15 protein-coding genes and 1 pseudogene are annotated in these 21,766 nt (G+C 68.8%); 6 read left to right on the top strand and 10 right to left on the bottom strand.

From position 1 onward, the window contains the following. Nucleotides 1-2: 2 nt before the first annotated feature. The 3 genes from nirB to ACFXIV_RS21395 all read right to left on the bottom strand — a co-directional run bounded on the left by nirB (nucleotide 3) and on the right by ACFXIV_RS21395 (nucleotide 5,641). The gene (gene nirB, locus ACFXIV_RS21405; protein ID WP_379394319.1) at nucleotides 3-2,567 is read right to left on the bottom strand and encodes a nitrite reductase large subunit NirB; all 2,565 of its coding nucleotides are present in this window, start codon (nucleotides 2,565-2,567) and stop codon (nucleotides 3-5) included. A 24-nt stretch (nucleotides 2,568-2,591) separates the two neighbouring features. After that, complete coding sequence (locus ACFXIV_RS21400; protein WP_379394317.1) at nucleotides 2,592-4,082, bottom strand: nitrate/nitrite transporter; 1,491 nt, start codon at nucleotides 4,080-4,082, stop codon at nucleotides 2,592-2,594. A 269-nt stretch (nucleotides 4,083-4,351) separates the two neighbouring features. Next, the gene (locus ACFXIV_RS21395) at nucleotides 4,352-5,641 is read right to left on the bottom strand and encodes an MFS transporter (RefSeq protein WP_379394315.1); all 1,290 of its coding nucleotides are present in this window, start codon (nucleotides 5,639-5,641) and stop codon (nucleotides 4,352-4,354) included. Nucleotides 5,642-5,706: 65 nt separating this feature from the next. Between ACFXIV_RS21395 and ACFXIV_RS21390 the strand changes: the two genes are divergently transcribed. Both ACFXIV_RS21390 and ACFXIV_RS21385 read left to right on the top strand, forming a co-directional pair. Continuing rightward, entirely contained in the window at nucleotides 5,707-6,390 is a 684-nt protein-coding gene (locus ACFXIV_RS21390; protein WP_354834026.1) for a FadR/GntR family transcriptional regulator, read from the top strand. 305 nt (nucleotides 6,391-6,695) lie between these two features. Next, nucleotides 6,696-8,024, top strand: a complete 1,329-nt coding sequence (locus tag ACFXIV_RS21385; RefSeq protein ID WP_379394313.1) for an MFS transporter — start codon at nucleotides 6,696-6,698, stop codon at nucleotides 8,022-8,024. A gap of 122 nt (nucleotides 8,025-8,146) precedes the next feature. Here ACFXIV_RS21385 and ACFXIV_RS21380 read toward each other — a convergent pair whose 3' ends face one another. The 3 genes from ACFXIV_RS21380 to ACFXIV_RS21370 all read right to left on the bottom strand — a co-directional run bounded on the left by ACFXIV_RS21380 (nucleotide 8,147) and on the right by ACFXIV_RS21370 (nucleotide 11,408). Further along, on the bottom strand, nucleotides 8,147-8,998 hold the full coding sequence (locus ACFXIV_RS21380) for a TIGR02569 family protein (RefSeq protein ID WP_379394383.1): 852 nt from the start codon (nucleotides 8,996-8,998) through the stop codon (nucleotides 8,147-8,149). A 178-nt stretch (nucleotides 8,999-9,176) separates the two neighbouring features. Continuing rightward, on the bottom strand, nucleotides 9,177-10,361 hold the full coding sequence (gene moeZ, locus ACFXIV_RS21375) for an adenylyltransferase/sulfurtransferase MoeZ (protein ID WP_379379507.1): 1,185 nt from the start codon (nucleotides 10,359-10,361) through the stop codon (nucleotides 9,177-9,179). A gap of 96 nt (nucleotides 10,362-10,457) precedes the next feature. After that, nucleotides 10,458-11,408 (bottom strand): sigma-70 family RNA polymerase sigma factor, encoded by a 951-nt coding sequence (locus ACFXIV_RS21370; protein ID WP_379394309.1) that lies wholly within the window; start codon nucleotides 11,406-11,408, stop codon nucleotides 10,458-10,460. A 127-nt stretch (nucleotides 11,409-11,535) separates the two neighbouring features. Here ACFXIV_RS21370 and ACFXIV_RS21365 point away from each other — a divergent pair, with 127 nt between their 5' ends. Continuing rightward, on the top strand, nucleotides 11,536-12,954 hold the full coding sequence (locus ACFXIV_RS21365) for a DHA2 family efflux MFS transporter permease subunit (RefSeq protein ID WP_379394307.1): 1,419 nt from the start codon (nucleotides 11,536-11,538) through the stop codon (nucleotides 12,952-12,954). Here ACFXIV_RS21365 and ACFXIV_RS21360 read toward each other — a convergent pair. Then, entirely contained in the window at nucleotides 12,939-13,898 is a 960-nt protein-coding gene (locus tag ACFXIV_RS21360; RefSeq protein ID WP_379394381.1) for a DUF3152 domain-containing protein, read from the bottom strand. The genes ACFXIV_RS21365 and ACFXIV_RS21360 overlap by 16 nt on opposite strands. A 532-nt stretch (nucleotides 13,899-14,430) precedes the next feature. Here ACFXIV_RS21360 and ACFXIV_RS21355 point away from each other — a divergent pair. After that, nucleotides 14,431-15,096, top strand: a complete 666-nt coding sequence (locus ACFXIV_RS21355; protein ID WP_379394305.1) for a TetR/AcrR family transcriptional regulator — start codon at nucleotides 14,431-14,433, stop codon at nucleotides 15,094-15,096. 103 nt (nucleotides 15,097-15,199) lie between these two features. Here the strand turns inward: ACFXIV_RS21355 and ACFXIV_RS21350 are convergent, their stop codons facing one another. From ACFXIV_RS21350 to ACFXIV_RS21340, 3 genes are all read right to left on the bottom strand, one after another. Further along, nucleotides 15,200-15,427 carry a DUF3107 domain-containing protein gene (locus tag ACFXIV_RS21350; RefSeq protein ID WP_379379513.1) on the bottom strand — a complete coding sequence of 76 codons (228 nt, stop codon included), beginning with the start codon at nucleotides 15,425-15,427 and terminating at the stop codon, nucleotides 15,200-15,202. A 148-nt stretch (nucleotides 15,428-15,575) separates the two neighbouring features. Further along, nucleotides 15,576-16,301: a ferritin-like fold-containing protein gene (locus tag ACFXIV_RS21345; RefSeq protein ID WP_379394303.1), complete on the bottom strand. Its 726-nt coding sequence runs from the start codon at nucleotides 16,299-16,301 to the stop codon at nucleotides 15,576-15,578. Between the two features lie 104 nt (nucleotides 16,302-16,405). Further along, nucleotides 16,406-17,440: an alpha/beta fold hydrolase gene (locus tag ACFXIV_RS21340; RefSeq protein ID WP_379394301.1), complete on the bottom strand. Its 1,035-nt coding sequence runs from the start codon at nucleotides 17,438-17,440 to the stop codon at nucleotides 16,406-16,408. Nucleotides 17,441-17,920: 480 nt separating this feature from the next. Between ACFXIV_RS21340 and ACFXIV_RS21335 the strand changes: the two are divergent. Both ACFXIV_RS21335 and ACFXIV_RS21330 read left to right on the top strand, forming a co-directional pair. After that, nucleotides 17,921-19,420: pseudogene (locus tag ACFXIV_RS21335) on the top strand (DEAD/DEAH box helicase); the annotation flags it as partial. A gap of 1,119 nt (nucleotides 19,421-20,539) precedes the next feature. Continuing rightward, nucleotides 20,540-21,763, top strand: coding sequence for a hypothetical protein (locus ACFXIV_RS21330; RefSeq protein WP_379394299.1), 1,224 nt, complete (start codon nucleotides 20,540-20,542; stop codon nucleotides 21,761-21,763). Nucleotides 21,764-21,766: the final 3 nt, after the last annotated feature.

Genomic DNA, 21,766 nt, shown 5'->3' with positions numbered 1-21,766 from the left:
AGTCATTTCCCGTGCGTGGCGGTCTCTGTGGTGTGGGTCGCATTGACAGGGATGTCCGGGATTCCGAGCAGGACCGGCACCTTGCGCTCGCCGGTCTCGTCGAAACCGATGGTCGGGTCCGACTCCTCCGGCGCGTTCACGAAGGACACGAAGCGCGACAGCTTGCCCTCGTCCTCGAGCACCGCGGCCCACTCGTCCTTGTAGCCCTCGACGTGCTTGGCCATGGCCGCTTCCAGATCCGCGGCGATGCCCAGGCTGTCCTCGCAGACGACCTGCTTGAGGTAGTCGATGCCGCCCTCCAGGGCCTCCTGCCACGGCGCGGTGCGCTGCAGCCGGTCGGCGGTGCGGATGTAGAACATCAGGTAGCGGTCGATGTACTTGATCAGCGTCTCGTCGTCGAGCTCGCCCGCCAGCAGTACCGCGTGCTTCGGGGTCAGACCACCGTTGCCGCCCACATACAGGTTCCAGCCGTGCTCGGTGGCGATGACGCCGACGTCCTTGCCGCGCGCCTCCGCGCACTCGCGGGCGCAACCCGACACCGCCAGCTTCAGCTTGTGCGGGGAACGCAAACCGCGGTAACGCTTTTCGAGCAGCACGGCCATGCCGACCGAGTCCTGCTGGCCGTAACGGCACCAGGTCGAACCCACGCAGGACTTCACCGTGCGCAGCGACTTCCCGTACGCGTGGCCGGATTCCATGCCCGCGTCCACCAGGCGCTTCCAGATCAGCGGCAGCTGCTCGACGCGGGCGCCGAACAGGTCGATGCGCTGACCACCGGTGACCTTCACGTACAGGTCGAACTCCTTGGCCACCTCACCGATGGTGATGAGCTGCTCGGCGGTCACCTCACCGCCGGGCATGCGCGGCACCACCGAGTAGGTGCCGTTCTTCTGCAGGTTGGCCAGGAAGTGGTCGTTGGTGTCCTGCAGCGAGGCCTGCTCGCCGTCGAGGATGTGGTCGCTCGAGGTGGACGCCAGGATGGAGGCGACGGTCGGCTTGCAGATGTCGCAGCCGGTTCCGGTGCCGTACTTGGCGATCAGACCCGAGAAGGTACGGATGCCGGTCGACTGGATGATGTGGAACAGCTCCGCGCGCGACTGCGTGAAGTGCTCGCACAGCGACTTGGAGACCTGCACACCCGACTGCTCCAGCAGCTTCTTGAGCATGGGAACGCAACCGCCGCAGGAGGTTCCGGCATTGGTGCAGCTCTTGATGGCCGGCACGTCGCAGGCGCCGTCGGCGATGGCGCCGCAGATCGAGCCCTTGGACACGTTGTTGCAGGAGCAGATCTGGGCGTCGTCGGGCAGCGCGTCCGCGCCCAGTTCCGCACCCGCCGGGGAGATCAGCGCGGCCGGATCGGCCGGCAGCGGGCGGCCGACCAGCGGGCGCAGCGCCGAGTACTGGGTGGCGTCACCGACCAGCACACCGCCGAGCAGGGTCTGGGCGTCATCGGAGACGACCAGCTTGGCGTAGGTGCCCTTGGCCGCGTCGTGCAGCACCACCGACAGCGCGCCCTCGGTCCGGGCGTGCGCGTCACCGAAGGAGGCCACGTCCACACCCAGCAGCTTCAGCTTGGTGGACAGGTCCGCGCCCGGGAACTCGCCCGCGCCGCCGAGCAGGCGGTCGGCGACCACCTCGGCGGTGTTGTAGCCGGGGGCGACCAGGCCGTAGCAGACGCCCTCCACCGCGGCGACCTCACCGATCGCGTAGATGTTCGGGTCCGAGGTGCGCAGGCTCAGGTCGGTGAGGACACCGCCGCGCTCGCCGACGTCCAGCCCGGAGGTACGGGCGATTTCGTCACGGGGACGCACACCGGCCGCGAAAACCACGACCGCGGCGCGCAATTCGCTCTCGTCGGAGAATTTGACCGACAGCCGCTCGGCGACCGGCGCGCCCTCGACGGTCTCGATCGAGGAGGTGCCGACACCGGTGTGCACGGCCAGGCCCAGCTCGGTCACCAGCTTCTCGAGGATGGCGCCGCCGCCCTCGTCGATCTGGGCCGGCATCAGCCACTTGTTGAACTCGACCACGTGCGGGGTCATGCCCAGCAGGCGCAGCGCGTTGGCCGCCTCCAGGCCGAGCAGACCGCCGCCGACCACGATGCCGGCCGCGCCCGGACCGGCCGCCTCGGCCGCAGCCCGGATGCCGTCCAGGTCCTCGAGCGTGCGGTAGACGAAGCAGCCCTCGGCGTCGTGGCCCGGCACCGGCGGCACGAAGGCGTAGGAGCCGGTCGCGAGAACCAGTGCGTCGTAACCGATCACCTCACCGGTGGAGGTGGTGACCTTGCGGGCGATGCGGTCGATGGCGTCGGCCTTCACGCCGAGCCGGACGTCGACCAGGGTGTCGCCCTCGTAGTCGTTGCCGGGCAGCGCCAGCGCGGACGCCTCCCAGATGCCGACGTAGGAGGACAGGCCGACGCGGTCGTAGGCGGCCAGCTTCTCCTCGCTGAGGACGATGACCTGCCAGGTTCCGGCCTCGTCACGGGAGCGCAGCGCCTCCACGAAGCGGTGCCCGACCATGCCGTGGCCGACCACCACAACGGTTTTGCGTTCGATGCTGTGGGTCATGACAGTCCCTTTCGCGAATGGACGTCAGGCGCGAGCCGACGAGGTGGACGAGGAATCGGTTGCGGCGGAGCCGGTTTCGGCTTCGAGGACCAGAGCCTCGGCCTCGACGACGACATCGGCGTCGGTGGTTTCGGAGGTCAGCGAGCGCAGGCTCGGGCGGCGCATGAAGACCGCCCAGCAGACCACGGCGCACACCACGTAGAAGGCCATGAAGACCCAGAACGCGGTGGTCGCGGACTTGGTGGAGGCGTAGGAGGAGCGCAGCACCAGGTTGATGCCGACACCGCCCAGCGCGCCGATGGCGCCGACGAAGCCGATGAGCGCACCGGAGGTGTTACGGGCCCAGGCCGCCCGGGTGGCCGAATCACCGTCCAGGGAGCGGGATTTGGCCTCGAACACCGACGGGATGATCTTGGTGACGGCCCCGTTGCCGAAGCCCGAGATGACGAACAGCGCGGTGAAGCCGACGATCATGGCCACCAGCACGCCGCCCTGCGGGTGTCCGGCGCGATCACCCAGGGTCGAGGCCACCGTGACCAGCAGGGCCGCCATCGTCATGGCGGCGAAGGTGAGCAGCGTGACCTTGCTGCCGCCGATGCGGTCGGCCCACTTGCCGCCGTAGGGGCGGGCCAGCGAACCCAGCAGCGGGCCGATGAAGGCGATCTGCGCGGCGTGCAGGGTGGCCGCGGCGACGCTCGCGCCGCCGGCCTTGAAGCTGATCTGCAGCACCTGGCCGAAGGCGAAGCTGTAGCCGATGAAGGAACCGAAGGTGCCGATGTAGAGGAAGGCGATGGCCCAGGACTGCGGCACCCGCAGCGCCTTGAGCATGTAGGACAGGTCGGCCTTCTGGTTCTTGACGTTGTCCATGTAGAGGGCCGCGCCCAGCGCCGCCACCACGATCAGGACCAGGTAGACCGCGCACACCACCGAGGCATTGCCGTAGTGGTTGCCCAGGGTGGCGATCACCGCCAGGCCGACCAGCTGCACCACCGGCACGCCGATATTGCCGCCGCCCGCATTGACGCCCAGCGCCCAGCCCTTGAGCCGCTGCGGGAAGAAGACGTTGATGTTGGACATCGACGAGGAGAAGTTGCCGCCGCCGAAGCCCGCGAAGGCAGCCACGACCAGGAAGGTCGTGTAGGAGGTGCCCGGCTGGTTGATGAAATACAGCGTCAGCAGCGTCGGGATCAGCAGCAGCAGCGCGCTCACGATGGTCCAGTTACGACCGCCGAACTTGGCGGTGGCCACGGTGTACGGAATCCGCATGAAGCCGCCGACCAGGGTCGGCATCGCGCCCAGGAAGAACTTGCCGGCCGGGTCGATGCCGAACTTGTCGGTCGGCATGAACAGCACCATGACCGACCAGATCGACCACACCGAGAACCCGACGTGCTCGGCGAACACCGACCAGATCAGGTTGCGGCGAGCGATGTCCTTACCACCGGCTTCCCAAGCCACGACATCCTCGGCATCCCAATGCTCGATGTCGCGCTTGCGGGTCAGCGTCGTCAACAAGAGGCCCTCCTGAAATCTGGATGGCCCCAAGGTAGGAAATCGGTATTGCGTCGATGCTGCGCGAAATGACCGGCAAATCAACGGTTGCTCACGAATATCGGGCAACCGGCGTGAGAAGTGTCCTTATGTTTCAACCATGTGACACAAGGGTTTCCGGCGGCCACAAATCGCGAGGAAACGCGAAGAAACGCGTAACCGAGCCGGAAGTTGAGAGCCTTGCCACAAAATCATGGCCCCAACCTCACGGCTCGGCAACTCGAACGGTGAATTTATTTCCAGGTGTCTTCCAGCATCTGCGGCTTGCACGCCACCCAGGCGCCCGCCATCAGGATCAGGACCGCCACCACCAGGAAGCCGAACGGCGCCAGCCAACTCCCGGTCATCGTGTGAAGCGCGCCGAACAGCAGCGGGCCCACGCATGCCACCGAGTAGCCGACACCCTGGGTGAAGCCGGACAGCGCGGCCGATCCGGCGCCGGTGCGGGTCCGCAGGTTGATCAGGGTCAGCGCCATCGGGAAGGTCGACGGGCCCAGGCCCACCGCCAGCACCCACAGCAGCGGGGCGCTCATCGGCGCGAGCAGCAGACCGGCGAAGCCGATGAAGAAGAACACCGCGCAACCGATGACGACCGGGAACGGATTGGCCATGCGGCCCACCACGATCGGCGCGCTCAACGCCGCCACCAGGCCGATGAGGGCGAAGATGCCGACCATGCTGCCGCCGAAGGAGGCGCTGGCGCCGGCGTCGCTGAAGATCGTCGGCATCCAGGTGAACAGCGAGTAGGTGATCAGCGAGGTCATGCCGAACATGAAGGCCATGCCCCAGGCCACCGGCGAACGCCACACCTTGCCGGTGGATTCGACCGCCTCCGAAGGCAATTCGGTGGTGTCGGAGCGGGCGTGGTCACGCCGCACCCGCAGCACCGCGATCCACGGCAGCGCGGCAGCGAAGGCCAGCGCGGCCCACATGCCCAGCGACAGCCGCCAGCCGTGCGCGTCCGCGACCGGCACCGCGATCAGGGCCGGGAAGACGGTGCCCAGCTGCACCATCACGATGTAGACCGAGCTGAGCGCGGCCAGCCGATCCGAGAAGTACCGCTTGACCAGGGGCGGGATCACCACATTGCCGATGCCCATGCCGGCCAGGGCCAGCGCGGAGAAGGCCAGCAGCTCCCAGGTGGCGGGCACCAGGGCGCGGATCACCGAGCCGACACCGGTCATGAGCATGGCCACCAGGGCGGTCGTCTCCAGGCCCAGGCGGCGCGACAGCACCGGGGTCAGCAGCCCGCCGAGGGCGAACATGGCGGTCGGCAGCATGCCGAACACGCCGACCACCGCGGTGGAGTAGCCGATGTCCTGCCCGATGCGGGCGGCGAGCGGAGTGAATGCGGTGACGGCGACGCGAAGGGTGAGAGCGGACATGACGATGGCGACGAGCACGAGCAGGCGGCCCTCGAACAGGGCGCGCTTCGACATTTCGGGGCGGATCCCGGTCGTCTCGCTCGGGGCATTGGAAAGGCCCCGCACCGGGGCCATCGTCTCATCCATCGTCGCAGTCACCCGGAAATCATAGGATGACCCGATGATGTGATGCAACGAATGTGAGGCAAGGTACGCTGTCACCCGTGCAACCAGTCCGGCGCACGAGCCTCATCGCCCAGGTGACCGAGCAGCTTCGTGCCGAAATCCGTTCCGGCCGTTGGGCCGTCGGCTCGCGTATCCCCACCGAACCCGAGCTCACCGAACTCACCGGCACCGGCCGCAATACCGTGCGCGAGGCCGTCCAGGCCCTCGTGCACGCCGGCATGCTCGAGCGCAGACAGGGCTCGGGCACCTACGTCATCTCCACCTCCACCCTCGGCGGCACCCTCACCGAGTACCTGGCCGACGCCCAGCAGCGCGATGTCCTGGAACTGCGGCGGGCCCTCGACACCACCGCCGCCCGGCTGGCCGCCGAACGCCGCGACGACACCGACATCGCGACCCTGCGACGCGTGCTCGAAGAACGAAACCGCTACTGGGACACCGACTTCGACGCCGCCATCGAGGCCGACGTGCAACTGCACCGCGCCATCGTGGTCGCCAGCCACAATGCGGTATACCTGGAGTTCTACGACTCGCTGCTGCCCGTCATCGCGGCCGGCATCCGCTTCCGGTCCGAGCGCGAGGGCGAGACGTACCACGACGAGCACGCCGAACTGGTGCAGGCGGTCATCGACGGCGATCCGGAACGGGCGGCCCGCACCGCCAACTGCTTCCTCGACTCGCTCATGGCCGAATATCGGACGCTTGATACGAAATTCGAGTAACCGAAAGGTCACCACGCGACACGCCGCCGGGTGAGGTCGAATTACCGTCTCCGTCACGGAAAAACACTCGGACGTAAAAAGCGCTTCCTACGGTTGGACGCGACCGCAGCGGTTCCCCGATGACCGGGAACCCATGATGAGGGCGGTCGCGACAGCCGAGAGGACAGCTGCTCATGGCAACCGTAGTAGAGGCACCGGAAACGACCCTCGCCTTCCAAAGACGCGGACGGTGGATCGACCGCTGGGAACCGGATAACAGTGAATTCTGGGAAAACGGGGGTAAACAAACCGCCCGGAAAAATCTGATGTTCTCCGTTTTCGCGGAGAACCTCGGATTCAGCGTCTGGGTGCTGTGGGCCAGCGTGGTTACCGCCATGGGCTCGGCCGGATTCGCCTTCCTGAGCGCGAAGAATCCCGACTCGGTCAACAACGCGCTGCTGCTCACCTCCACCCCGACCCTGGTCGGCGCGGCCCTGCGCGTGCCTTACACCTTCGCCATCCCGCGCTTCGGCGGCCGCGCCTTCACCGCCTTCAGCGCGGCCATGCTGCTGATCCCCACGCTGGGTCTGGCGTATTTCATCAACCAGCCGAGCACACCCATGTGGGTGTTCATGGTGCTGGCCGCACTCGCGGGTGTCGGCGGCGGCAACTTCTCGTCGTCGATGGCCAATATCAACTTCTTCTTCCCCGAGGGTAAGAAGGGCGCGGCGCTGGGCATCAATGCCGCGGGCGGCAATCTCGGTGTGGCACAGACACAATTGTTCGTGCCGCTCATCATCACGCTGGGCACCCACATCATGGCCAAGAACCCGGGCGGCTACCGGTTCGGCATCACTCTCGCTGTGCTGATGTGGATTCCGTTCATCCTCGTCGCCCTGTTCGGCGCGCTGCGCTACATGGACTCGCTGTCCGGCGCGAAATCCGATGGCAAGTCCTACAAACTGGCCCTGAAGAACCGGCACACCTGGGTGATGGCCATCCTCTACATCGGCACCTTCGGCTCCTTCATCGGCTTCTCCTTCGCCTTCCCCACCCTGCTCAAGGCCAACTTCCCGAGCCTGGCCAAGATCGGCTGGATGGGCACCCTGGGCAACCTGGCCTTCCTCGGCGCGCTCGTGGGTTCCATGAGCCGGCCCTTCGGCGGATGGATCGCCGACAAGCTCAGCGGCGCGAAGATCACGCTGTACGTCTTCGGTGGCATGGCGGTCGCCGCCGCGCTCATCGTGGCGTCGCTGTCGGCCAAGAACTTTCCGCTGTACCTGATCTCGTTCCTGCTGCTGTTCGTGTTCAGCGGCATCGGCAACGGGTCGACCTACCGGATGATCCCGATGATCTTCACCGCTGAAGCGCGGCGGCACGCCTCGGAGACCGGTCAGGACATCGGGGCGGCGCTGATCTCCGCGAAACGGCAGGCGGGTGCGGCGATCGGCGTCATCGGCGCGATCGGCGCGGCGGGCGGCTGGATCCTGCAGCAGGCCCTGCGACTGTCGAACACCCACTACCACAGCATGAATCCGGCCTTCTGGGGCTACGTGGTGGCCTACCTCGCCATGGGCGCGATCTGCTGGTGGTTCTATCTGCGCTCGTCCTTCGCGGTCGGACGCGCACCCTCCCTGGCCCACGCCAACGTCTGAGGAGGCCCAACTCTCAGGCAATGACTTTGGAAGCGCGCCCTTCCAGAGATCCCCATCCTCAGGGGAACAGAAAGGCCGCGCCGGATTCGTCGCCCGGCGCGGCCTTTCGGTCTGTTCATCCCCTACAGCAGCAGGCGGATCATGTCGGCGGTGCGGGCCAGGCCCGGGAACGCCTCGGGGGTGGATCGCGGGTGCAGGGCATGCACGGCGAGGCGGAACATGACCGCGCGCACCAGCATCTGCGGCCATTCGGGGAGATCGCCCCAGCGTTCCAGCAGGCCGTCGTCGGCGCCGCCCCAGGACAGGGCATCGACCACGATGACCGCCGCCGCCCAGGGGGCCGGCCGCCAGTACGGGGTGATGTCGGTGAGACCGGGCGCGAAACCGCCCGAGAACAGGACGGTTCCGAACAGATCGCCGTGCACCAGCTGCGCGGGAGTGGTCACCGGTTTGCGCAGTGTGGACAGCTGCGTGATCAGGATCTGGCTGCGGTCGCCGTCCGGGGAGGTGGCCTGCAGCATGCCGCCCAGCTTGAGACTGCGCAGCGGAACCGCTTCCCACGCAGCGCGATCAGCGGCCGCGAAGACATCCACATCCACCCACGGCGCGACCGGCTGCGCGGCCAGGAAACGCGGACGCTCCAGCCGCGCGGTCACCTGGTGCAGGCGCAAGGACAGCGACACCACTTCGTCGTGCCGCGGCTCCGGCATGCCCTCGAGGAAGGTGTCGGCGCGCCAACCGGATACGACATACCGTCCATCGGTGGCGCGCACCGGCCGCGCCATGCGCAGCCCGTCCACCCGCAGGGTCTCGCGCACCTTCGCCGACCACGCCGCTCGCGCGTGATCGGTCACCGGGCTCAGGACCACATCACCACAACGCCAGCCGCCGTCCCAGTTCCCCAGCGGAACCGGCACTTCCTCGCGCAACCCGAAGGTCGAGCGCACATGCTCGGGAGGTTCCACAGGAGTCATGGTCACGCGCGTACGGTACCGCTGTACCGCCTCCCCGCGACTTAAGGCCAGACTGGGAGCCGTCGGAGTGTCGTCGGCGACCGGCGGTCGGGCGCGTCACCGATTTCGGACGTACCCGGTGAGTTACCCGGATCCTTCCGAAATCAGTTGTCACGTCCCGATAAATCAACGCTTTCGGTCAGTAGACCGGTAGCGACGGGTCGACCTGGTTGGCCCAGGCGATGATTCCGCCCTGGAGGTGGGTGGCGTCCGAGAAACCGGCGTTCTTGAGCGCCGCGAGCGCCTCGGCGGAGCGGATTCCGGTCTTGCAGTGCAGGACGATCGGGGTGTTCTGGGGCAGTTCGGCCAGGGCCTCGCCGGAGAGGATGCGGTCCTTGGGGATCAGGGTCGCGCCCTCGATGCGGACGATGTCCCATTCGACGGGCTCGCGCACGTCGATGATGGCGACGTCCTTGCCGGCGTCGAGCATCTCCTTCAGGTCCCGGGCGGTGATGGTGGAGCCGATGGCCGCGGCCTGGCCCTCCTCCGACACCACGCCGCAGAACGCGTCGTAGTCGATGAGCTCGGTGATGGGCTGACGCTCCGGATCGCGGCGCAGCTTGATGGTGCGGTAGCTCATGTCCAGTGCGTCGTACACCATGAGCCGGCCCAGCAGCGGGTCGCCGATACCGGTGATCAGCTTGATCGCCTCGGTCACCATGATGGAGCCGATGGAGGCGCACAGCACGCCCAGCACGCCGCCCTCGGCGCAGGACGGGACCATGCCCGGCGGCGGAGCCTCCGGGTAGAGGTCGCGGTAGTTGATGCCGCGGCCGTCGGGGGCGTCCTCCCAGAACACCGAGACCTGGCCCTCGAACCGGTAGATCGAACCCCACACGTAGGGCTTGCCGGCCAGGACCGCGGCGTCGTTGACGAGGTAGCGGGTGGCGAAGTTGTCGGTGCCGTCGACGATCAGGTCGTAACGGCTGAACAGCTCGACCGCATTGTCGGGTTCGAGGCGAATCTTGTGCAGCTCCACGGTGATTCCGGAGTTGATCTCCAGAATCGAATCGCGGGCGCTGTCCGCCTTGGAACGGCCGATATCGGACTCGCCGTGGATGATCTGACGCTGCAGGTTGGAGGCATCGACCTCGTCGAACTCCACGATGCCGAGCGTGCCGACACCGGCGGCCGCCAGGTACAGCAGCGCCGGGGAGCCCAGCCCGCCGGCGCCGATCACCAGCACCTTGGCGTTCTTCAAGCGTTTCTGACCGTCCACCCCGAGGTCCGGGATGATCAGGTGGCGGCTGTAGCGGGCGACCTCGTCCCGGGTCAGCTCCGCCGCCGGCTCCACCAGGGGCGGCAGGGAGGGATGCGATGACACGTCTTCGGACTCCTCAATCGAATTCGCCGGATACTCGCGGCCATTGCTGCAACACCGCAGGGCGGGGCGTTCTTCCCCAAGCCTACGGATGTCACGTCACAGCCGGGCGGGGAGGTCGAACAGCCGGAAGAGGTCCGGGGAGTGGAACAGGTCCAGGCGGGCGAAGCCGTCGCGGTCGAGGGTGAGGACGTGGAGGTTGGCGGCCTCGAAGACATCGCCGTGCTTGACGTAGGCGGCCAGGGCCGGGCGGTTGTTGGCGCGGGTGGGTAGCAGGCGGAAGACCTCGCCGCGGGCGAAGACCCGGCCCAGGAAGGCGGTGACGGCGTCGCGGCCCTGGAACCAGGCCAGGAACGGCGGCATCTGGAGCATGGCGTCGTCGCGCAGGATGCGCTTGAGGGCGTCGATGTCCATGGCCTCGAACGCTTCGACGTAGCGCTTCAGCAGTTCACGCTGCTCGTCGTCGCCCAGTTCGGCGGGACCCGCCTGGATGCCGGACAGCTGCGCGTGCGCCCGCTGCAGGGCGCTGTTGACGGCGGCGGTGCTGGTGTCGAGCAGCCCGGCCACCTCGGCCGACCGCAGCGCCAGCACATCCCGCAGAATCAGCACCGCGCGCTGCAACGGCGGAAGGTGTTGCAGCGCGGCCACGAACGCCAGCCGCACACTCTCCCGGGCCGCCACCACCGCCGCCGGATCGCCGTCCCCGAGCAGTGCGTCCGGGAACGGCTCCAGCCACGGCAGTTCGGGCGAAGGATCGAGACGCTCCGCCCCAACCACCGGATTCGGCTGTGCCAGATCGACCGGCAGCGCTCGCCGCTGCGCGCTCTTCAACGCGGTCAGGCAGACATTGGTGGCGATCCGATACAGCCAGGTGCGCAGCGAAGCCCGTTGCGGGTCATAGGAATCCGCCGACCGCCAGGCGCGAACCAGGATCTCCTGCACCAGATCCTCGGCATCGTGCAGCGAGCCGGTCATCCGGTAGCAGTAGGCGAGCAGTTCGGGGCGGTGCGAATCGGCGACGGCGACCACGTCGTCGACGGTGGCGGTCATCCCACCTTGCTAGCACGGCGTCGCCGAGCCGTCGAGCGCTAGGCCGCCGACCAGCGGCCGATGAGTTTTCGCGAGCCGGTGAGTACGTACCCGTGACACCCGAACCGACCCGAAAGGTCACTCCCCCATGACCACTCACCAGCGCTGGACGCTCGCCCTCACCTCGGTGGCGTCACTCATGGTGGGGCTCGACGCACTCGTCGTCACCACCGCGCTCAACACCATCCGGGTCCAGCTCGGCGCGTCGCTCGAGGCGCTCGGCTGGACCTTCAACTCCTACACGCTCGCACTCGCGGTGTTCCTGCTGACCGCCGCGGTGATCGGCGACCGCATCGGCCGCCGCCGCCTGCTCATCGCCGGGCTCACGCTGTTCACCGTCTCCTCCGCCGCCTGCGCGCTGGCCACCGGCATCGGCGCGCTGATCGCCGCCCGCGCGGTGCAGGGCGTCGGTGCGGCCATGATCATGCCGGCCGCCTTCGCCCTGCTCGGGGTGGCCTTCCCGCCCGCCCAGCGCGGACGGGCCATGGGCATCTTCGCCGGGGTCACCGGGCTGGCCATCCTGGGCGGACCCGTCGTCGGCGGGGCAGTGGTGCAGGGCCTGACCTGGCAGTGGATCTTCTGGCTCAATGTGCCCATCGGCGCGGCCCTGATTCCGGCCGTCCGCCGCTGGGTCACGGAGAGCACCGGGCCCGCGGCCCAGGTCGACACCGTCGGCGTGCTGCTGTCCGGGCTCGGCGTGCTCGGGCTGGTGCTCGGACTGGTGCGCGGCAATGCGATCGGCTGGACCAGCGCCGAGATCCTGGGCGCGCTGCTCGGCGGCGGTGCGCTGCTGGCGGCCTTCGTCGGCTGGGAGCTGCGCACGCCGCAGCCCATGGTGCCCATGCGGCTGTTCACCCGCCCCGGCTTCGGCGCCGCCAATCTGGCGGGGCTCCTGATGACCGCCGCGATCTTCGGCACCGCGTTCTTCTTCGCCCAGTACCTGCAGGCCGGGCTGCACAACACCCCGCTCGGCTCCGGGCTGCGCCTGCTGCCCTGGACCGCAACGCTTTTCGTGGTCGCGCCGCTGGCGGGCGCGCGCATGAGCCGGATCGGCGAACGCCGGTTGATCGTGGCCGGACTGCTGCTGGCGGGGATCGGCCTGCTCTGGATCGCCCTGGCCGCCGGGGCCGGGGCCGGATACCCGGCGCTGATCGGGCCGATGCTGCTGACCGGTATCGGCATCTCGGCGGCCATGCCCGCGGTGCAGAACGCGGCGATCAGCTCGGTCGGACCGGAGTCCATCGGTACCGCGTCGGGGATCTACAACGCCCTGCGCCAGCTCGGCGGCAGCTTCGGAATCGCGGTCACCTCAGCGGTTTTCACCGTCACCGGCGGCTACACCTCGACGGCGGCCGTTCAGCACGGCTTCCGCGCGGCGCTGCTCACCGCGGCCGCGGCGGCGACCCTGGGCGCCCTGGCGGGTCTGGGCGTCGCCCGGCACCGGCCTTCGGCCGCAACGGAATCCGTGCCCGCCGTCGCGGTGGAGGGCGCTCAGGCCCGCGGGTAGGGCCACGGGTTGAAGCGGCAGGTCTTGCCGTCCATCGGCACCACGCCTTCGGGATCGAGCTTCGCGATGTCGTTGTTCCTGGTCCCGAAGGTCTGCTGCATCATGACCGGCGCCAGCCCGCCGTCGACCTCGCACGGCTGGTGCTCGTGGTAGCCGATGGCATGTCCCACTTCGTGATTGATCTGGTACTGCCGGTAGGAGCCGACATCGCCCTCGAAGGCCAGCGCCCCGCGCACCCAGCGCACCTCCGAGAGCACCACGCGGCCCAGATCGGCGTTGTAGCAGGAGGAGTCGACCGGGATCTCGAAACCGCAGGACTTGCGGGTGGTGTCGCGTGAGGTCAGCGAGATGCGGAAATCCGGAGTGCCGGTGTCCACGCGCCGGAAGCCGAAACGCGGATCATGGGTCCAGGATTTGGGATTCGCGAGCGTGGCGTCGACCATCTGGCCGATGGCCGGATCACCGCCGAGGCTGGCGGTGTCCACGCCGTCCTCGATCTCCACGGTGTAGGTGAACACGTGCTGGGAGCCGGTGCCGACCTGCGCGGTATTGCCGGGCACCACGTGCCAGTTGCCGGTGCCGGTGTCGGTGTAGCCCCCGCCGGGCGGGACCGCGCCGGTGGGCAGATCGGCCGCGTACTTGCCGTCGCCCTTGGGGGCGCCGCCGATGATGCCGCTGGGCTTGTCGGTGTGCTCGCTGAGGCGGCCGAAGCCGGGGAGTCCGGTGCTGTCGTCGCCGGTGTGGCGCAGGGCGTCCACGGCGACCAGGACGGTGATGACCAGCAGCACGGGCAGGGCGTAGGCGCGCCAGCCGTAGGTGCTCACGAAGCGGCCCAGCGGACTCTGCTTCTTGGTCTCGCGCTCGGGACGCTGCCGGTTGCGGGTGTCGGCGGGCGGGGCGGTGGGATCCCAGCGGGCGCGCAGCGGCTGGTGCGGCAGCGGCAGGTGATCACCGGCGGGCTGACTTGGATCGGGTGCGGGTTCGGGCGGTGTGATGAGCCCGGAAGCTACCGAGGGGCCGGTCTGCGATGCGCTGGCGCCGGTGTACAAACCGAGCGGATCGTAGACCGGCCCGCTGGGTCTTCCTCGGCGCTTGTTACCGACGGTCTTCGGCACACCTGCCCCCACGGGGCGGCCCGAATCAGGCCCGCCGGAACTACTGCCCCCATGGTCGGTCACGACTGACAGACTCTCATAGCCCGCCCCCACGCACGGAAGGGCCGTCGCCGCGCGCTGCCATTGCTGCGAGATATCTCACGCCAATGCGGCAGAGCTCACAAATCAGAACATGTGCTACACAGTTGTGATCGGCCTCGCATAATCGATGCGAGTCCCACTCGACCATCACAGGTGCTGATCGACAACAACCAGCACACCAAAATTCGGAACCTGGATCGGCACGGGCCCCATGAGCGAGTATCGTTCGTGGGATACCGGTGACATCCTTCCCACCGGGAATCAACTGGGAGAAAAGGCAATGACTGACCTCGTGGACCGGATGACGTCGCACCGCATGTCATCCGAGGCCATGGCGGGGAGCAAGCGCGGAACCCGCCTGCCCCGTGAGGCGCGCCGGGCGCAGCTACTCGCGGCCGCCAGCGAGGTCTTCGTGCTACGCGGCTATCACGCCTCGGGCATGGATGAGATCTCGCAGTGCGCCGGCGTCAGCAAACCGGTGCTCTACCAGCACTTCTCGAGCAAGCTCGAACTGTATCTGGCGGTCCTGCAGAACTACGTCGACGCCCTGGTGTCGAGCGTGCGCCAGGCGCTGCGCTCCACCACCGACAACAAGCAGCGCGTGCGCGCCGCCGTGCAGGCCTACTTCGACTTCGTCGATCACGAAACCCAGGGCTTCCGACTGGTTTTCGAATCCGATCTGACCAATGAGCCGCAGGTGCAGCGCCGTGTCGAGCAGGCCACCGAGGCCTGCGTGGACGCGGTCTTCGACCTGGTCGCCCACGACTCCGGCCTGGAGCCCTACCGCGCCCGGGTGCTCGCCGTCGGCCTGGTCGGCGCCAGCCAGCTGAGCGCGCGCTACTGGCTCGAGGCGGACCGGCCGATCAGCAAGGACGACGCGGTCGACACCACTGTCGCATTGTGCTGGGGCGGCCTGAAGCACGTGCCGCTGCACCCGATGGATTGAAACCTGAATCCGCGACAACAACAAAAGAATTGCCCCGCCGAGCTGCTCGGCGGGGCAATTCTTTTATGCCACTAGGGGTTTCAGGAAGTCCCCGAGAGTTCGGCTAGACGGCCGCGAAGCCGACGCGACCCGAGGAGGGGGTGCCGATCTCGACATAGGCGACCTTCGAGGCCTGGATCAGGAACTTGCGGCCCTTCTCGTCGGTCAGCGTGACGACGCCACCCTCACCCTGGAGCGCGCCGGTGACGGCCGCCTCGACCTCGGCGGGGGTCTGCGAGCTGTTGATGACGAGCTCACGCGGGCTATCCGAAATGCCGATCTTGACCTCCACGGCCAACCTCCGAACCTAGAGTCCTTGTGCTGTCCTGATCACGCTAGCGCAGCCGGGACAGCGTCCGGCCGCGACCGCCTGCGCTGTCAGCGAACAGCACCCACGGCACTGTCGGGGAACAGCGCAGACGGCAGGAAGAACGGGAGCGTCAGCTCAGGCCGAGTACGCGCATGCGCTCGGCGTGACTGTTCTGCATGTGCTCGAACAGCGTGGCGACGCCGTTCAGATCGCCGGTGGCGGTGAGCACCAGCTCGGTGAGCCCGTCGCGCTGCGCCATCACGTACTGCGCCTGGGTGATGGCCTCGCCCAGCAGGCGGCGGCCCCACAGCGCCAGCCGGTCCCGCTCGGACCGGTTCAGGGCGACCGCGGTGCGCACCTCCTCGATGACGAACTCGGAGTGGCTGGTCTCGGCCAGCACGTCGCGCACCACGTCGGCGACCTCGGGAGCCAGGGCGCCGGCGATCTCGGTGTAGAAGTCGGCGGCGATGCCGTCGCCGACGTAGAACTTGACCATCGACTCCAGCCAGGTGGAGGGGTCGGTGGAGGCGTGATAGGCGTCCAGGGCGCGCACGAACGGGGCCATGGCGTCGAAGATGTCGACGCCGCGGTCGGCCAGCGCCTGCTCCAGGGTCTTGAAGTGTTCCATCTCGTTGCCGGCCATCTTGGCGACGGCCACCCGGCCGCGCAGCGTGGGCGACAGCTTGGCCTCTTCGGCGAGACGGTAGAAGGCGGAGATCTCACCGTAGGCGAGGACCGCGAAGAGGTCGGTGGCTCCAGGATGTTCGGCGGAGATGCGGCCGTCGGAAGACGAAGGAATACGGCCGTCGGAAGACTCCGAGGCAGCGCCGAGCGCAGTGGACGAGTTTGCTCCCATGGGACCCCACCCTAGCGGCCGGAAACGACGCACATTCACCCATCGGCGACGACACCCGGAGCGTACCCTCGATACGTTCGTAAGGCCTTGCGACACAACGCAATTCATGGCTGGTTGCGCAGGAACTTGTCCAGATGGGTCCACGTGGTGTCACGGGCGATGAGAATGCCGAGGTGAGAGCCGGGTGCGGTCTCGTACCGCACCTCCGGCGAGCCGGTCAGCGTCGTCGTCCCGTGCTCCACTGCGGCGGCCGGGGTGATCACGTCGTTCGGTCCGCCGACGAGCAGCACCGGCTGGGTGATGTCGGCCAGCGCGATCTGCTGCTCGCCCAGGTGCACCACGCCCTTGCCGATGTCGTTGTTGAGGATGAAGCGGCCCCACAGCTGGTTGTAGAAACGCCCCGGATAGCCGGGCAGCGAATTCTGGAACCGGTCGATGGTCTCCATCCGGGCCAGGGTCGCGGTGTCCGCGAGATTGCTCGCAATGAAGAACGGCCGCTTGAGTTCCCGATCCCAGGCGGTGGCGCGGTAGGCGATCCGGGTCAGCTGCGCCGAGACCCCGCCGGCGGCGCGAATGGCCGCGGTGGCGGTGCGGCCGCCGTCGATGCGGGCCAGGGTGCGCAGTTCGCGTGCACCGATCATGTGGTCGTAGCTCAGCGGCGCACCGACGGCCGTGATGGACCGGATGGGCAGCGCCTGATCGGCCGCGGCGGTCAGCAGGGCCAGGACGCCACCGATGGACCAGCCCACCAGATCCACCGGACGGCCGCCGCGATCGGCCGAGACCTCGCGGATGGCCTCGGGCAGGATGTCGTCGATCCAGGTCTCGAAGCCCATGCGCCGGTCCTCGAAGGTGATGTCGCCGTAGTCGACCAGGTAGGGCGCGCGGCCGGTCTCCAGCAGGAAGCGGGCCAGGCTCTGATCGGGGCGCAGGTCGAAGCAGAAGGCGGGCGCGGCCAGCGGCGGGACCAGCAGCACGGCCGGATCGTCGGGGCCGGCGCCGTCGTAGCGGCGCAGTTCGCGATGCGGCGCGTCGGACAGCACCGTCGACGGGGTGGGTTCGGGGGCCTCGATGCCGTCGCCGAAGGTCAGCGACCACATGTTGCGGGCGGCGGTGCTCACGGTGTCTGCCAAGCTCACAGCAATACCTTCGCAGATAGTGCTACACGGCGTATCACCTATGTGAGCAACCCAACTGTCCGCGCGGTGGCCGACACGGTTGCCCCCGGACGAATTATGGTGCGCCACAATCATTAACGGCAATGCGAAACCCCGGATCAGACCGTCTTTCGCTACCGATAAGCGCGCCGACCAGCGCAATAACGCCACACATTAGCGGTGGCGGAAATCAGGGCGAAGGCCGTATCACGCTACAATCTCCGCGGACGGCGGAATTCATACCCGTAGTCCATGGAAAATGTGCGCGCACTCCGATCCGCAGCACTGCACCGCCGCGCCAGGTCGACGCCCATCCACCGGAGAGGCATCCCGCAGCGGCGAGAACGGATCAAGTGGTCGTCGCGGACCGACCGGGTCCGCCCCACGCCTCGTGCGCGCGAGACGCGATAAACGAGGAAAGGCAAGAACCTGAGCAAGATCACCGTAGAGCAGGAACCGGGTGTGGCGGACACGCTGCTGACCGCGGAACTCGACGACACCCACCTCGCTCCCACTTTCGCCGAATTGGGCGTGCGGCCGGAAATCGTCCGGGCCCTCGCCGAGATCGGCATCGAACGCACTTTCGCCATTCAGGAACTCACCCTGCCGCTCGCGCTGGCCGGTGAGGATCTCATCGGCCAAGCCCGCACCGGTATGGGTAAGACCTTCGGCTTCGGCGTGCCGCTGCTGCACCGCATCGCCACCGGCGACTCCGGCACCAAGGCCCTCGACGGCACCCCGCGTGCGCTGGTCATCGTGCCGACCCGCGAGCTGTGCATCCAGGTCACCCAGGATCTGGAGAACGCCGCCAAGTATCTCGACGACAGCACCGGAACCAAGGTGCGCATCACGTCGATCTACGGCGGCCGCCCCTACGAGTCGCAGATCGAGGCGCTGCGCACCGGTGTCGACGTGGTCGTCGGCACCCCGGGCCGCCTGCTGGATCTGGCCGAGCAGCAGCACCTGATCCTGGGCAAGGTGCAGGTGCTGGTCCTCGACGAGGCCGACGAAATGCTCGACCTGGGCTTCCTGCCCGATATCGAACGCATTCTCAATATGGTTCCCGAGCAGCGCCAGACCATGCTGTTCTCGGCCACCATGCCGGGTCCGATCATCACCCTGGCCCGCACCTTCCTGAACCGGCCGACGCACATCCGCGCCGAGGAGCACCATGAGTCCGCGGTGCACGACCGGATCACCCAGCTGGTCTACCGCGCCCACGCGCTGGACAAGAGCGAGCTGGTGGCTCGCATCCTGCAGGCCGAAACCCGCGGCGCGACAATGATTTTCGCGCGCACCAAGCGGACCGCGCAGAAGGTCGCCGACGATCTGGCCGAGCGCGGCTTCGCCGTCGGCGCGGTGCACGGCGACCTGGGGCAGATCGCCCGTGAGAAGGCGCTCAAGAAGTTCCGCGAGGGCAAGATCGACGTGCTGGTCGCCACCGATGTGGCCGCCCGCGGCATCGACATCGACGACGTCACCCACGTCGTCAACTACCAGTGCCCGGAGGACGAGAAGACCTACGTGCACCGCATCGGCCGCACCGGCCGCGCGGGCAAGACCGGTGTCGCGGTCACCCTGGTGGACTGGGACGAGCTGAACCGCTGGGGCCTCATCGACAAGGCCCTCGACCTCGGCATCCCGGAACCGGTCGAAACGTATTCCCGCTCCCCCCACCTGTACGAGGAGCTCGGCATCCCGGAGGGCGTCACCGGCGTCATCCGTAAGCGCAAGCCCGAGCGCGACGAGGATGCCGTCGTGGTGGAGCGCGAACGCCGCGGCACCCGCAGCCGCAGCCGCCGTCGTACCCGCGGCGGCCACCCGGTCGAGGGCGACGCGGCCGTGGTGACCACCGAAACCCCCGCCGCCGAGGCCGATTCGGCCACCGGTGATCCGGAGAAGTCCGGCCGCCGTCGCCGCCGTCGCCGCCGTGGCAAGGGCGGCAACACCCCGGCCGACGCCATCGTCGCGACCACGGTCGAGACCGAACTCGACACCGACGGCCCCGCCGAGATTGCCGACGTCGTCTCCGAGGATGCCGGGGACGGCGCCCGCCGGGGACGCAAGCGCACCCGTCGCGGAGGCAAGGGTTCCGCCGAGGGCACCGGCGTGACCGAGGCCGCCGACGTCGTCTCGGAGGCCGCGGTCGCCGAGACGCCCGCGCCGGTCGAGGCGAGCGGGGCCACCACGACGGTCGAGCCGGTCGCCGACGCCGACGCGGTCGTGGCCGACGCGCCCCGCAAGCGCACCCGCCGGACCAAGGCAGCCGCCGAGGCCACGGTCACTGCCGCCGAGGCCCCGATCGCTGCCGCCGAGGCCCCGATCGCTGCCGCCGAGGCACCGGTCGCCACGGAGTCGGCCGTCGTCGCCGAGACCGATGTCGCGGCAGCGGCTCCCGTGACCGCCGAAGCGGACGCGCCCCGCAAGCGCACCCGCCGCACCAAGGCCGCCGTGGCCGAATCCGGCACCGGCGCAGAGGGTTCCGCCGTCGCGGTGGAATCGGCTGCCACCGATGGCGACTCGGCCGGACCCGCCCTGCGGGCGCCGCGCAAGCGCACGAGCCGCGCCGCGAGCACCGCGCCGACCGCCGATGAGACCGCCACCGGCGCCGACGCCGAGGTCGCCGCGGAGGCTCCGAAGAGCGCGCCGCGCAAGCGGACTCGCAAGGCCGCGGCTGCGACCGTCGAGGCCAACGGCGCCGCCGAGGCCACCGCCGGAGCGGCGGACGGTGCGGAAGCGCCGAAGGCCGCGCCCCGCAAGCGGACTCGTAAGGCGGCCGCGGCGACCGTGGACGCCAACGGTGCGGCCGAGGTGGTCGCGGAGGCGGCGGACGGTGCCGAGGTGGTCGCGGAGGCGCCGAAGGCCGCGCCGCGCAAGCGGGCCCGCAAGGCCGTCAAGGCGGAGGTCGAAGCGGTCGAGTCGGGTACTGCGGCAAGCGGTTCCGACGAGCCCGCGCCGGCGGCTCCGGTGCGGCGGACGCGGCGGAAGAAGGCCGACGTGGACGCCGAGGCCGCCGTGGTGGTGACCGATACCGCGGTCGCGGCCTCGGCCTAGCCGCCCGGATCGGTTACTCTCGCTGTCGTGCTCGCACCCGAGCGGCGGACGCGCGCCGATATTCTCACCGCTGTCGCGATCGCCGCCCTGGTGGCGATCGCGGCAGCGGTCGTGGCGCTGACCAGCGATGTGCGCGGCACCCACGCGCAGTCCGCGAACCACACCCTCACCCCGCCACCGGCGGCCGACTCGGTGCCTGCGCAGGTCAAGGAGCTGTGGCAGGCACCGGACGGCGCGGCCATGCGCTCGCTGACGGTGGGCGCGGTGGCCGTCACCGCCGACGACGGCACCGTCACCGGGCGGGATGCCCGCACCGGCGACGAGGTCTGGAAGTACCAGCGGGACATGCCGTTGTGCGCGGTGGAGGTCCAGTTCGGGACGGTCATCGCCACCTACCGGGATCAGCGCGGCTGCAGTCAGACCACCCTGCTCAACGCCGAGACCGGGACCCGGGTTGCGGCGCGGTCCAGCTACATGGACCAGCGGATCACCCTGGCCCCGGACGGCACCTATGTGCTCGCGCTGGGCGACGACCGCCTGGAGATGTGGCGCTCGGATCTGGTCCGCACCCTCGAATACGGCTATGTGGACGCCCCGGTGAATCCGCACACCCAGCCGCGCACCGACTGCCGGCTGCTCTCGGCGGGCTCGGCGCCCAGCCGGGTCGCGGTGCTGGAACGCTGCCCCAAGGATTCCGCCGACCGGCTGTCCATCCTCAATCCCGCGCCCAAGGACGGCACGGTGCCGGAGGAGTACAGCACGCACGTGCTCAACGAGCCCGGCGGCGCGGTGGACGGGGCGCGCGTGATCGCGGTGTCCGACACCCGGACCGCGCTCTACCTCCCCGCCACCCCGACCACCCCGCCGGTGCTGACCATCTATGACGTCAGCGGCAATCTGCTTGCCACCCACCAGGTTCCGGCCTTCACGGACACCGCCATGGTGGCGCGCCTGTCCACCGGTTTCTTCGTCTTCACCGGCGACAGCCTGATCGCCCTCAACCCCACCACCCTCGACCCCCAGTGGGGCGCCCAGCACGTGCTCGGCACCCCGGCGCTGATGGCCGGCCAGCTGGTGGCCCCGGTCCCGGACGGCCTGGCCGTCCTGGATCCCGGCACCGGCGCGCAGGTCTCGCGAATCCCGCTGCAGCGCAGCGACTATCACAACGAGCCCATCGGGCTGAGCGTCTCGGGCACCGTCTTCCTGGAGCGCCGGGGCACCCAGGTGTACGGCGTCGGCGCGGCCTCCTGACCC

The organism is Nocardia sp. NPDC059236 (genome assembly GCF_042754085.1).
GTDB lineage: Bacteria > Actinomycetota > Actinomycetes > Mycobacteriales > Mycobacteriaceae > Nocardia.
Note: the sequence above shows the minus strand (reverse complement) of the source record. Positions and strands in the feature narration are given on the sequence as shown.

What these genes read in the sequence shown, in the direction of transcription:
- nirB (WP_379394319.1), bottom strand. Translation starts at nt 2,567, where the DNA reads ATGACCCACAGCATCGAACGCAAAACCGTTGTGGTGGTCGGCCACGGC.
- ACFXIV_RS21385 (WP_379394313.1), top strand. Translation starts at nt 6,696, where the DNA reads ATGTTCTCCGTTTTCGCGGAGAACCTCGGATTCAGCGTCTGGGTGCTG.
- ACFXIV_RS21380 (WP_379394383.1), bottom strand. Translation starts at nt 8,998, where the DNA reads ATGACTCCTGTGGAACCTCCCGAGCATGTGCGCTCGACCTTCGGGTTG.
- ACFXIV_RS21370 (WP_379394309.1), bottom strand. Translation starts at nt 11,408, where the DNA reads ATGACCGCCACCGTCGACGACGTGGTCGCCGTCGCCGATTCGCACCGC.
- ACFXIV_RS21365 (WP_379394307.1), top strand. Translation starts at nt 11,536, where the DNA reads ATGACCACTCACCAGCGCTGGACGCTCGCCCTCACCTCGGTGGCGTCA.
- ACFXIV_RS21355 (WP_379394305.1), top strand. Translation starts at nt 14,431, where the DNA reads ATGACTGACCTCGTGGACCGGATGACGTCGCACCGCATGTCATCCGAG.
- ACFXIV_RS21345 (WP_379394303.1), bottom strand. Translation starts at nt 16,301, where the DNA reads ATGGGAGCAAACTCGTCCACTGCGCTCGGCGCTGCCTCGGAGTCTTCC.